We start from the raw sequence: 12,356 nt of genomic DNA, 5'->3' as shown, positions 1-12,356 counted from the left end.
TCGGGAAGGTGGCCGAACGGATACCGCCCCGTGCGGGCGGGGCCGGACGGGGCGGCAGGGGGCCGGGACGCCCCGGGCCGGGCCTCAGACCCAGGTGTCCAGCCACATCCGCGACCGCCAGTCGTCCATGGGGATCGCCTGGCCCGTGTAGAGCGGCCAGAAGTAGATGAAGTTCCAGGCGATCAGCAGCACCAGCACGCCCGCGCCCGTCGCCCCCACGACCCGCCGGGTGTCGCCGCAGCCCGGCCGGCCCACGACCGCCCCCAGCAGCATCGCCACCGCCAGGCACAGGAAGGGCAGGAAGACGACGGCGTAGAAGAGGAAGATCGTCCGCTCCTGGTACAGGAACCAGGGCAGGTAGCCGGCCGCCAGCCCGCAGGCGACGGCACCCGCGCGCCAGTCGCGGCGGAAGGCCCAGCGCCACAGGACGTACAGCAGGGCGAAGCAGCCGATCCACCACAGCAGCGGGGTGCCGATCGCCAGCACCTCGCGGGCGCACTTCTCGCCCGCGTCGGCCGGGCAGCCGTCCGTGCCGGGCGCCGGCGACTCGTAGAAGTAGGACACCGGGCGGCCCAGGACCAGCCAGCTCCACGGGTTGGACTGGTAGGTGTGCGGCGAGGTCAGGTGGGTGTGGAAGTCCAGCACCTGCGTCTCGTAGTGCCACAGGCTGCGCCACCAGTCGGGGAAGAGCCACGACCAGGAGCTGTCCCTGCCGTCGGTCGCCGCCCAGTTGCGGTAGTAGCCACCGCTGCCGTCGGCGGCGGAGAAGATCCACCCGGCCCACGACCAGACGTACGTGATCAGCGCGACCGGCACCGTCGACAGGAACGCCCAGCCCAGGTCGTGCCGCAGCACCGCCAGGTGCGGCCGGCGGGCGCCCGCGACCCGGCGGGAGCCGACGTCCCACAGCACGGACATCACGCAGAACGCCGCCATGATGTACAGGCCGTTCCACTTGGTCGCCGCGGCCAGGCCCAGCATCAGCCCCCCCGCCAGCCGCCACGGCCGCCACCCGAGCCGGAAGGTCTCCGCGATGCGCGCGTCCGGCCGGACCAGGCCGTCGTCGTCCACCGGCAGCGCGGCGGCGAGCTTCGCCCGGGCCCGGTCCCGGTCGACGACCAGGCAGCCGAACGCGGCCAGCACGAAGAACATCAGCACGCTGTCCAGCAGCGCGGTGCGGCTCATCACGAACGCCAGCCCGTCCAGCGCCATCAGCGCGCCCGCCAGACAGCCCAGGAACGTGGACCGGAACAGGCGGCGCCCGATCCGGCACAGCAGCAGCACCGACAGCGTGCCGAGCAGCGCCGTCATGAACCGCCAGCCGAACGGGTCGAACCCGAACAGCAGCTCGCCCAGCCCGATGACGTACTTGCCGACCGGCGGATGCACGACGTACGCCGCGTCCGTGGGGATCGGGACGTCACCGCCGGTCTTCAGGATCAGGTCGTTGGCGTTCTTGTCCCAGTTGACCTCGAAACCGCGGTGGACCAGCGCCCAGGCGTCCTTGGCGTAGTACGTCTCGTCGAATATCACCGCCTTCGGGCTGCCCAGGTTCCAGAACCGCAGCACACCCGCCAGCAGTGTCACCAGCAGCGGGCCGCCCCAGTCCGACCAGCGGACGATCCGGCCGGCCGCCGTCTTCGACAGGCCGAGGAAGGCCCACAGCCGCGGGCCGGGACGCGTGTACGGCGGAACCAGCCGGTCGCGGACGTCACCCCCGGGCCGCCCCGCCGAGTAGCCGAAGCGGCGCAGCCGCTGCTGCCAGGCAGGCCCCTGCTCGTGCGGGGCCCGGTCCTGCCGGAGGTCCGTGGAGGACGCGGTACTGGTCACCGCGCCATCGTAGGGAACCGTTCTGTGCGCGTCCCGCCCACGGCCCTCCCCGGTCCGGATGCGTCCTCGTCCGTCCGCCCCTGGGAGGATGGGGGTGTGACTGGAACCCTTGTACTGGCGGGCACCCCCATCGGCGACGTCCGGGACGCCCCGCCCCGGCTCGCCGAGGAACTCGCGGGCGCCGACGTCGTCGCCGCCGAGGACACCCGGCGGCTGCGCCGGCTCACCCAGGCGCTGGGCGTCACCCCCAAGGGGCGCGTCGTGTCGTACTTCGAGGGCAACGAGTCCGCCCGTACGCCCGAACTGGTCGAGGAGCTGGTGGGCGGTGCGCGGGTGCTGCTGGTGACCGACGCCGGCATGCCGTCGGTGTCCGACCCGGGCTACCGGCTGGTCGCCGCCGCCGTCGAACGCGACGTCAGGGTGACGGCCGTGCCCGGACCGTCCGCCGTGCTCACCGCGCTCGCCCTGTCCGGGCTGCCGGTCGACCGCTTCTGCTTCGAGGGCTTCCTCCCGCGCAAGGCCGGCGAACGGCTCGGCCGGCTGCGCGAGGTCGCCGCCGAGCGCCGCACCCTCGTCTACTTCGAGGCCCCGCACCGCCTCGACGACACCCTCGCCGCGATGGCCGAGGTGTTCGGCGCCGACCGGCGGGCCGCCGTGTGCCGGGAGCTGACCAAGACGTACGAGGAGGTCAGGCGCGGCGGACTGGGCGAGCTGGCCGCGTGGGCCGCCGAGGGCGTGCGCGGCGAGATCACCGTCGTGGTCGAGGGCGCCCCGGAGAAGGGGCCCGAGGAGACCGGCCCCGAGGAGCTGGTGCGCCGGGTGCGGGTGCGCGAGGAGGCCGGGGAGCGGCGCAAGGAGGCGATCGCCGCGGTGGCCGCCGAGGCGGGCGTGCCCAAGCGCGAGGTGTTCGACGCGGTGGTGGCGGCCAAGCACGCCGACGCGTGACGGCGGCCGGGCGGCGCGGACGCCGGAGGGCGTGAGACCGGGTCCCGGAGGGCGTGACACCGGGCCCCGCGGGCGTCCGCGCCCCGCGTGGCGGCGGGCGGTCCGCCCGCGGGCCGTGGTCCGGCACGCCCCTTCCGTAGGATCGGAGCATGCCTTCGAACGCCTCGGACCGGACCGACAGGAACGACGCCCCGCCGCTCCCCGAACCTCTGCGGGTACCGGTCGCCGACTCGCACACCCACCTCGACATGCAGGCGGGCACGGTCGCCGAGGGCCTCGCGAAGGCCGCCTCCGTCGGCGTCACCACTGTCGTCCAGGTCGGCTGCGACCTCGCCGGCTCCCGCTGGGCGGCCGAGACCGCGGCGGAGTACGACGCCGTCCACGCCACCGTCGCCCTGCACCCCAACGAGGCCCCGCGCATCGTCCACGGAGACCCCGACGGCTGGTCGCGGCAGGGCGCCCGGCGGCCCGGCGGGGACGCGGCGCTGGACGAGGCGCTCGCCGAGATCGACCGCCTCGCGGCACTCCCGCAGGTCAAGGGCGTCGGCGAGACCGGCCTCGACCACTTCCGCACCGGCCCCGAGGGCAAGGAGGCCCAGGAGAGGTCCTTCCGCGCCCACATCGAGATCGCCAAGCGGCACGGCAAGACCCTGGTCATCCACGACCGCGACGCCCACGCCGACGTCCTGCGCGTCCTGAAGGAGGAGGGCGCCCCCGAGCGCACCGTCTTCCACTGCTACTCCGGCGACGCGGAGATGGCCCGGATCTGCGCCGAGGCCGGCTACTACATGTCCTTCGCCGGCAACGTCACCTTCAAGAACGCCCAGAACCTGCGCGACGCCCTCGCCGTGGCCCCGCAGGAACTGGTCCTGGTGGAGACCGACGCCCCCTTCCTGACGCCGGTGCCCTACCGGGGCCGCCCCAACGCGCCCTACCTCGTGCCGGTCACGGTGCGCGCGATGGCCGCCGTGCGCGGCACCGACGAGGACACCCTGGCGACGGCCCTCGCGGCCAACACCGCCCGCGCCTTCGCCTACTGACCGGCGCCCCGTCCGCACCACGGGACCCGGCCGCCCCCGCCGCCCGGGGCGGCCGGCGCGCCGCCCCGGCTACCCTTGCGGGGTGAGCAGCCCCACCCCCGACGCCCTTCTCGGGCCCGCCGACGTCCGCGAACTCGCGGCGGCGCTCGGCGTGCGCCCCACCAAGCAGCGCGGCCAGAACTTCGTCATCGACGCCAACACGGTCCGCCGTATCGTCCGCACCGCCGAGGTACGCCCCGACGACGTGGTGGTCGAGGTGGGACCGGGTCTCGGCTCGCTCACCCTGGCCCTGCTGGAGGCCGCCGACCGGGTCACCGCCGTCGAGATCGACGACGTCCTCGCCGGCGCCCTCCCCGCCACCGTCGCCGCCCGCATGCCCGAGCGCGCCGGCCGCTTCGCGCTGGTCCACTCCGACGCGATGCAGGTGACCGAGCTGCCGGGCCCCGCCCCGACCGCGCTCGTCGCCAACCTGCCCTACAACGTCGCCGTGCCCGTCCTCCTCCACATGCTCGACACCTTCCCGAGCATCGAGCGGACCCTCGTCATGGTCCAGGCCGAGGTCGCCGACCGCCTCGCCGCAGGCCCCGGCTCCAAGGTGTACGGCGTCCCCTCCGTGAAGGCGAACTGGTACGCCGAGGTCAAGCGGGCCGGCTCCATCGGCCGCAACGTCTTCTGGCCCGCCCCGAACGTCGACAGCGGCCTCGTGTCACTCGTCCGGCGGACCGAGCCGCTGAAGACCACCGCGTCCAAGGCGGAGGTCTTCGCCGTCGTCGACGCCGCGTTCGCCCAGCGCCGCAAGACCCTGCGGGCCGCCCTCGCGGGGTGGGCCGGTTCGGCGGCCGCCGCCGAGGCCGCCCTCGTCGCCGCGGGCGTGTCCCCGCAGGCGCGCGGAGAGGCGCTGACCGTGGAAGAGTTCGCGCGTATCGCCGAACACAAGCAGTGACGGAGAGTGACGAGCAAGTGAGCGTGACGGTCCGGGTCCCCGCCAAGGTCAACGTCCAGCTCGCGGTCGGCGCCGCCCGCCCCGACGGCTTCCACGACCTGGCCAACGTCTTCCTCGCGGTCTCCCTGTACGACGAGGTCACCGCCACCCCGGCCGACGGGCTGCGCCTCACCTGCGAGGGCCCGGACGCCGACCGGGTCCCCCTGGACCGGACCAACCTCGCCGCCCTCGCGGCCGAGGCGCTCGCCGTGCGCTATGGCCGCACCCCCGACGTCCACCTGCACATCGCCAAGGACATCCCCGTCGCCGGCGGCATGGCGGGCGGCAGCGCGGACTGCGCCGGCGCGCTGGTCGCCTGCGACGCCCTGTGGGGCACCGGAGCCTCGCGCGAGGAGCTGCTGGAGATCTGCGCCGAGCTGGGCAGCGACGTGCCGTTCAGCCTGGTCGGCGGCGCGGCGCTCGGCACCGGGCGGGGCGAGAGGCTGACGGAGCTGGAGGTCGGCGGCGACTTCCACTGGGTGTTCGCGCTGGCCTCGCGGGGGCTGTCGACCCCGGCCGTCTACCGCGAATTCGACCGGCTGGGGGAGGGCCTGGAGATTCCGGAGCCGGTCGCCGACCAGGCGGTCCTCGACGCCCTCGCCAAGGGCGACCCGGCCGCGCTCGCCGTGGCCGTCTCCAACGACCTCCAGCCGGCCGCGCTCTCCCTCTTCCCCGAACTGTCCGACACCCTCGCGGCGGGACGGGCGGCCGGCGCGCTGGCCGCCCTGGTCTCGGGGTCGGGGCCGACGACGGCCTTCCTCGCCGCCGACGCGAAGTCCGCGTCCGACATCGCCGGGGTGCTGCGGGCGTCGGGGACCTGCCGCGACGTGCGCACGGCGGTGGGGGCGGCGGCGGGGGCGACGGTGGTGTGAGAGGGCTCGGCTTCAGTACCCGTCGATGGCGGTCAGGTCGATGTCGATCGGGTAGGGGACGTCGACTTTGATGCGGTCGTGATGAATGCCGGTCAGCGCGTAGGTGCCCGTGGTCTGTCCGAGCTCGTACACCTGGATCACAGGACGGCTGTCCGGGCTGACCATGTCGACCAGCCAGAAGTGGCGAATCCCCGCTGTGGCGTATTTGTGGGGCTTGGTGTGCCGGTCCCGTGACTCGGACTCCGGCGAGACCACCTCGACTGCCATCACGACCTCGTCTCCCTCGAAACGCGTCTGGAGAGGTCCTCGTCTCGCCTCTGCCTTGACGATGGAGATGTCCGGCTCCGGGCCGTTGCGCCGGTCCAGTACGACGGTCATCTCACGGGCGACCTTGAGATGCGACGGAATCGTGCTCCGTAGGCCGGTCACCAGCAGGTCGATGGCCGCAAAATGGAACCAGCGCTGTGGACTCACGAAAACCAGGCTCCCGTCGATCAACTCGGTGTGTCGCGGGAGATCGGGCAGTGTGAACAGGTCGTCCACGGTGTAACCGTCCGTCGGCGGCATCGGCCAACGCGACTGCTCGACGAACTCGGCGGTCATTGTTCCTCCCATATGCGGGATCCTGCTGCCTGCCCTCCAAGGTAACCGGGGGATACGACACACGTCATCACAAAGAGTGACGACCCCCGCCCGCGTCACCCCACCCCCCGGAGGGCCTACGCTTGAAGGCTGATCGTCCCCCAGGCAGGAGAGAAATGGCCGTCAATCTGGTCAATGTCGAGAACGTGAGCAAGGTGTACGGCACCCGTGCCCTGCTCGACGGCGTGTCCCTCGGCGTCTCCGAGGGGGACCGCATCGGCGTCGTCGGCCGCAACGGCGACGGCAAGACGACCATGATCCGGATGCTCGCCAGGCTGGAGGAGCCCGACACCGGCCGGGTCACCCACTCCGGCGGGCTGCGGCTCGGCGTGCTCACCCAGCACGACTCCCTCGACCCGGAGGCCACGGTCCGCCACGAGGTCATCGGCGACATGGCCGACCACGAGTGGGCGGGCAACGCCAAGGTCCGCGACGTGCTGACCGGCCTGTTCGGCGGGCTCGACCTGCCCGGGTTCCCGCAGGGCCTCGACACCGTCATCGGTCCGCTCTCCGGCGGCGAGCGGCGCCGGATCGCGCTGGCCAAGCTGCTCATCGACGAACAGGACCTGATCGTCCTCGACGAGCCCACCAACCACCTCGACGTCGAGGGCATCGCCTGGCTCGCCCGGCACCTGCGCGAGCGCCGCTCCGCGCTCGTCTGCGTCACCCACGACCGCTGGTTCCTCGACCAGGTCTGCACCCGCATGTGGGACGTCCAGCGCGGCGTCGTCCACGAGTACGAGGGCGGCTACTCCGACTACGTCTTCGCCCGCGCCGAGCGCGAGCGCATCGCCGCCACCGAGGAGACCAAGCGGCAGAACCTCGTCCGCAAGGAACTGGCCTGGCTGCGGCGCGGCGCCCCCGCCCGCACCTCCAAGCCCCGCTTCCGCGTCGAGGCCGCCAACGAGCTGATCGCCGACGTGCCCCCGCCCCGCGACAGCAGCGAGCTGATGAAGTTCGCCTCGTCCCGGCTCGGCAGGACCGTCTTCGACCTGGAGGACGTGACCGTCCAGGCCGGCCCCAAGGTGCTGCTCAAGCACGTCACCTGGCAGCTCGGCCCCGGCGACCGCATCGGCCTCGTCGGTGTCAACGGCGCCGGCAAGACCTCCCTGCTGCGCGCCCTCGCCGACGCCGCGTTCAGCGACGGCGAACAGCAGCCGGCCGGCGGGCACGTGCGCGTCGGAAGGACCGTCAAGCTGGCCTACCTCTCCCAGGAGGTCGCCGAACTCGACCCCGCCTGGCGGGTGCTGGAGGCCGTGCAGCGCGTCCGTGAGCGCGTCGACCTCGGCAAGGGCCGCGAGATGACCGCCGGGCAGCTGTGCGAGACGTTCGGCTTCGGCAAGGAGAAGCAGTGGACGCCGGTCGGCGACCTGTCCGGCGGTGAGCGGCGGCGGCTGCAGCTGCTGCGCCTGCTCATGGACGAACCCAACGTCCTCTTCCTCGACGAGCCCACCAACGACCTCGACATCGAGACCCTCACCCAGCTCGAGGACGTCCTCGACGGCTGGCCCGGTTCGATGATCGTCATCTCCCACGACCGGTTCTTCATCGAGCGCACCACCGACCGGGTCTTCGCCCTGCTCGGCGACGGTGCCCTGCGGATGCTGCCGCGCGGCATCGACGAGTACCTGGAGCGACGGCAGCGGATGGAGGAGGCCGCGGCGGCAGGCGCGCCCGCCCCCGTGACGAAGCCGGCCTCCGAGGTGCCCGAGAAGAGCGCCGCCGACGTGCGCGCGGCCAAGAAGGAGCTGCAGAAGATCGAGCGGCAGCTCGACAGGATCTCCGAGAAGGAGAGCAGGCTGCACGCGCAGATCGCCGAGAACGCCACGGACTTCGCGAAGGTGGCCGAACTCGACGCCGAGCTGCGCGAACTGGCCGGTCAGCGGGACGAGCTGGAGATGCGCTGGCTGGAACTGGCCGAGGACGCCTGACCCGGCGCGGACCGTCGCGCGGGCGGGGCGCGCGTGATGTGAAGAGGGCGCGAAGGCGCGTAACGGAGGCATCACGGGCCGGTTCTCCCTTGGGAACAGGGGAGAACGCGGCCCGGTGCGCTGTCGGTGGCGGGTGATAGAAAGGGCCGTCTGAAGACTGTCTGAGCGACCGCCCGACAGCGCCTCCGAGGCCAGCGCGTACCTCGGGGCGTGGCGGAAAAGCACTAAGGGGGAACGCGCTGATGAGCCAGCCGCCCAACCAGCCGCCGCAGCCGGGCGGTTTCGGAGCGCCGCAGGGTCCGCCGCCGGGCGGTGGTTTCGGAGCACCGCAGACGCCGCCCCCGCAGGGCGCGCCGCAGACGCCGCCGCCCCCGCAGGGCCCGCCCTCCGGAGCGCCGCAGCCGGGGTACGGGTACCCGCAGCAGCCCGGCCCGTACGGGCAGCCGGGCCCCTACGGGCAGCAGCCGGGACCGTACCACTCCGGTCCGTACGCCCAGCCCCAGCAGCCGGGTCCCTACGGGCAGCAGCCCGGCTACGGCTACCCGCAGCCCCCGTTCCCCGGCGGCCCCGGCACCCCGCCGCCCGGCGGTCCCGGCTCCCGCAACCCCTTCAAGCGCAAGCCGGCCCTCGTGATCGGCGCCGCGGTCGCGGCCCTGCTCGTCATCGGCGGCACCGTGTGGGCGGTCACCGGCACCGGTGACGACGGCAAGGACAAGAAGCCGGTCGTCGGGAAGAGCGACGACGCCGAACCCACGGACTCGGGCAGCGCGCCGGTCGACTCCGGTGACGGCAGAGGCGACGGCGACGAGGGCCCGAAGGACCTCAACGAGGGCCGCAAGGCGGGCGAGTCCCGGGTGCTCTGGTACAAGGAGGCGCCCGACGCCCCCGGTTCCGGCGCCGACGCCGAAGGCATGTGGATCACCGACAAGGCGGCGGTGAAGGCCGCGTACAAGCAGGTCTTCGCCTACCGCACCGGTGACGGCAGGCCGGCCTGGGACCCGGTCACGTTCCCGCACGAGATCTGCGCGGTCACTCCCGGGAAGACGGCCCAGAACAAGATCGTCGTCGCCCACATGAGCGGTTCCAGCGACCGCGCCGAGTGCAACCAGCTCCAGGAGATCGACCTCGCCACCGGCAAGCAGGGCTGGAAGCAGGAGGTCGAGGACGGCGAGCTGTTCGACTCCACGAGCTCCATCGAGCTCACCGTCAGCGGCAACGTCCTGATGGTCGGCCGTTCCCAGTCCGGCACCGCGTACGACGTGACCAGCGGCAAGAAGCTGTACGACAAGAAGCGTTACGGCGACGCCTGCTTCCCCGCCGGATTCGCGGGCAGCGCGACCAGGCTGGTGCAGGTCGCCTCCTGCGGCGCCGGCGGGGACAACGAGCACGACGAGATGCAGGGCCTCGACCCGAAGACCGGCAAGGTCCTGTGGACCTACAAGTACGAGAAGGGCTGGCGGATCGCGCGCGCCTACTCCGTCGACCCGCTCGTCGTCTACGCCACTCACGAGGAGAAGGAGGCCTGGAACATCTCCAGCTTCTCGGCCGCCGGCCGGCTCCAGGCGCAGGTCGGCGTCGACGAGGACTTCGCCCCCGAGTGCGGCTGGGCCATCCTCGAACGCGACCTGCAGGGCTGCGCGGGCGTCGTCGTCGCCGGCAACACCCTCTACCTGCCGACCAAGGCGACCACCGGTGCCAACGAGATCGTCGCGGTCGGTCTCGCCGACGGCAAGGAGAAGTGGCGCGTCAGGTCCCCGGCCGACGAGACGATGGTGCCGGTGAAGACCGAGGGCGACGCGCTGATCGCCTACGTCGAACCCTCCTACGACGCGGGCGGCCAGGTGCTGTCGATCCCGACGGGCGGCGACAGCCACACGCCGGCGAAGCTGCTGCAGAACCCCCAGGGCGCCGCGGAGATCGAGGACGGTTTCTACTCCCCGGACCTCGACTGGGCCGACGGGCGCTTCTACATCTCCGCCACCCGCCTGAACGGGAACGACGACGCGAAGGAGAAGTTGATGCTCGCCTACGGCAAGTGACCTTCTTCGCCGTCCCCTTCGTCCTCTTCGCCCGTTCCTGACGGGCCGGCCGGCCCGTCCACTCCGCTCCCCGAGGTACCCACGCCATGACCCAGCCGCCGCCCCCGCCGCCCCACCAGCCCCCGCAGGGCGGAGGCTTCGGGCCGCCGCAGGACCAGCCGCCGCAGCCGACCCCGCCCGCCACGCCGCCGGCCGGTACGCCGGACCTCGGCAAGACCCCCCAGCCGGGCTACGGCTACCCGCAGGCACCGACGCCGCCGCAGACGCCTCCGGCGGGCCCGCCGCAGCCGGGGTACGGCTACCCGCAGGCGCCGCCGCAGCCCCAGCCCGGGTACGGCTACCCCGGCGGGCCGCAGCAGCCGGGGCCGTACGGGCAGCCGGCCCCCGCCTACGGCCAGCCGCCGACCCCCGCCTACGGGCAGCCGGCCCCCTACGGGCAGCCGTACCCCTACGGGCAGTACCCCGGCCAGCCCGGTCACGGCCACCCGCAGGCGACCGTGCCGATGCAGCCGCAGGCAGGCGGGCCGGGCGGCCGACGCGGGATCGGCGCGCAGGCCGCGATCATCGTGTCGGCCGTCGTCGCGATCGCGCTGATCATCGGCGGCGGTGTCTGGTACGCGAACTCCTCCGGCAAGGACGACGACAAGAAGACCACCGCGAACGGCAAGGGCGGCAAGCAGGAGAAGGGCGGCGGTGGCGGCACCTCCTCCGGCGGCAAGGAGAAGGTTCCCGCCGACCCCGCCGCCAAGGTGCTCTTCCAGGTCCCGGCCCCCGAGGTCACGAAGGAGCAGTCGACCATCTCGGTCACCGGCTCCTGGCTCACCGACAAGGTGTACGCCAAGAGCGGCGTCGGCGAGGTCGTCGGCTACGACCCGGCCAAGGGCACCAAGCTGTGGACGGTCGACCTGCCCGGCCCGGTGTGCGAGGCCACCAGGCACGTCACCGCGGACAACCGGACGGTGGTCATCAACAAGCCCGCCATGCCCACCAAGGACACCCCGCAGGGCTGCACGCAGGTCACCGTGATCGACCTGGCCGCCGGCAAGCAGGTGTGGTCCAAGAGCGCCAAGGACGGCGACCGGCCGATCTCCTTCAACAACGTCACCGTCAGCGGGGGCACTGTCGCCGCGGGCAGCACCAGCGGCGGCGTGGCCTGGGACCTCGCCACCGGCAACGTGCTCTGGTCCCCGAAGGAGACCGACTCCTGCTACGACGCCGGCTACGGCGGCGGCGAGAAGCTGGTCGCGGTGCGCAAGTGCGGCAGGTACGACAAGCCGCAGCTGAACATCCAGACCATCGACCCGAAGAGCGGCAAGGTGCTCTCCGAGTACAAGATGGACAAGGGCATCGAGTACGCGGGCGTCGTCTCGACCAACCCGCTCGTCGTCGTCGCCGACGTCGGCGACTCCGCCGGTGACGGCAGCGGCATCTCGGACTTCTTCTCCATCGACAACAAGACCGGCAAGCTGCGCACGCGCATCTCCGCGCCCGGTGACGCCTTCGCGGCGAGCTGCGAGACGATCACCGAGGTCGAGGACTGCCACGGACTGGCCGTCGGCGGCGACCGGCTCTACATCCCGACCGAGGAGCACGAGGGCGGCGGCAAGTCGATCAGCCGCACCAACGAGATCGTCGTCTTCGACCTGGCCACCGGCAAGCAGACCGGGCAGCGTGCCGACGCCGGTGACGGCTACACGATCACCCCGCTGCGCATGGACGGCGCCAACGTGCTCGCCTACAAGCGCACGTACTCCAAGGGCGGCCAGATCGTGAGCATCGACGGCGGGACGTTCAAGCAGACGACGCTGCTGGAGAACCCGGAGGACGAGGCGGTGCAGGACGTGGAGCTGAGCATGTCGCCGGAGTACTCCGAGATCATCTACTCGCAGGGGCGCCTGTACATGTCGGAGGTGTACGCCAGCGAGCTGAGGAGCGGGGACGACAAGGAGTACCTGGCGATCGCGTTCGGTACGAACGGCTGACGCCGGACCGCCGGTTCGCCGGGTCGCACGGCCCCGCCCCTGAGGGGCGGGGCCGTGCGCCGTCTTGCGGGGGATTTCCACGTTCCGGACCGG

General features: G+C 72.6%; 9 protein-coding genes. 7 read left to right on the top strand and 2 right to left on the bottom strand.

Annotation, left to right across the window (positions count from 1 at the left end):
- Nucleotides 1-84 precede the first annotated feature (84 nt).
- On the bottom strand, nucleotides 85-1,830 hold the full coding sequence (locus ACFYOJ_RS04885) for a phospholipid carrier-dependent glycosyltransferase (protein ID WP_356554498.1): 1,746 nt from the start codon (nucleotides 1,828-1,830) through the stop codon (nucleotides 85-87).
- Between the two features lie 96 nt (nucleotides 1,831-1,926).
- Here ACFYOJ_RS04885 and rsmI point away from each other — a divergent pair, with 96 nt between their 5' ends.
- From rsmI to ACFYOJ_RS04865, 4 genes are all read left to right on the top strand, one after another.
- The gene (rsmI, locus tag ACFYOJ_RS04880; RefSeq protein WP_356554496.1) at nucleotides 1,927-2,775 is read left to right on the top strand and encodes a 16S rRNA (cytidine(1402)-2'-O)-methyltransferase; all 849 of its coding nucleotides are present in this window, start codon (nucleotides 1,927-1,929) and stop codon (nucleotides 2,773-2,775) included.
- Between the two features lie 149 nt (nucleotides 2,776-2,924).
- A complete protein-coding gene (locus ACFYOJ_RS04875; RefSeq protein WP_356554495.1) occupies nucleotides 2,925-3,815 on the top strand; it encodes a TatD family hydrolase in 891 nt (296 codons plus the stop codon).
- Nucleotides 3,816-3,897: 82 nt separating this feature from the next.
- On the top strand, nucleotides 3,898-4,758 hold the full coding sequence (gene rsmA, locus ACFYOJ_RS04870; RefSeq protein ID WP_356554494.1) for a 16S rRNA (adenine(1518)-N(6)/adenine(1519)-N(6))-dimethyltransferase RsmA: 861 nt from the start codon (nucleotides 3,898-3,900) through the stop codon (nucleotides 4,756-4,758).
- Nucleotides 4,759-4,775: 17 nt separating this feature from the next.
- The gene (locus ACFYOJ_RS04865) at nucleotides 4,776-5,669 is read left to right on the top strand and encodes a 4-(cytidine 5'-diphospho)-2-C-methyl-D-erythritol kinase (RefSeq protein WP_356554493.1); all 894 of its coding nucleotides are present in this window, start codon (nucleotides 4,776-4,778) and stop codon (nucleotides 5,667-5,669) included.
- A gap of 12 nt (nucleotides 5,670-5,681) precedes the next feature.
- Here the strand turns inward: ACFYOJ_RS04865 and ACFYOJ_RS04860 are convergent, their stop codons facing one another.
- Nucleotides 5,682-6,272 carry a Uma2 family endonuclease gene (locus ACFYOJ_RS04860; protein ID WP_356554492.1) on the bottom strand — a complete coding sequence of 197 codons (591 nt, stop codon included), beginning with the start codon at nucleotides 6,270-6,272 and terminating at the stop codon, nucleotides 5,682-5,684.
- A 155-nt stretch (nucleotides 6,273-6,427) separates the two neighbouring features.
- Between ACFYOJ_RS04860 and ACFYOJ_RS04855 the strand changes: the two genes are divergently transcribed.
- The 3 genes from ACFYOJ_RS04855 to ACFYOJ_RS04845 all read left to right on the top strand — a co-directional run bounded on the left by ACFYOJ_RS04855 (nucleotide 6,428) and on the right by ACFYOJ_RS04845 (nucleotide 12,263).
- A complete protein-coding gene (locus ACFYOJ_RS04855) occupies nucleotides 6,428-8,242 on the top strand; it encodes an ABC-F family ATP-binding cassette domain-containing protein (RefSeq protein ID WP_356554490.1) in 1,815 nt (604 codons plus the stop codon).
- Between the two features lie 242 nt (nucleotides 8,243-8,484).
- Nucleotides 8,485-10,281 carry a PQQ-binding-like beta-propeller repeat protein gene (locus ACFYOJ_RS04850; RefSeq protein WP_356554489.1) on the top strand — a complete coding sequence of 599 codons (1,797 nt, stop codon included), beginning with the start codon at nucleotides 8,485-8,487 and terminating at the stop codon, nucleotides 10,279-10,281.
- 86 nt (nucleotides 10,282-10,367) lie between these two features.
- Complete coding sequence (locus tag ACFYOJ_RS04845; RefSeq protein WP_356554487.1) at nucleotides 10,368-12,263, top strand: PQQ-binding-like beta-propeller repeat protein; 1,896 nt, start codon at nucleotides 10,368-10,370, stop codon at nucleotides 12,261-12,263.
- Nucleotides 12,264-12,356: the final 93 nt, after the last annotated feature.

The sequence above is a fragment of the Streptomyces sp. NPDC006384 genome, assembly GCF_042870695.1.
Taxonomy (GTDB): Bacteria; Actinomycetota; Actinomycetes; order Streptomycetales; family Streptomycetaceae; genus Streptomyces.
This window is presented reverse-complemented; position numbering and strand designations above follow the sequence as displayed.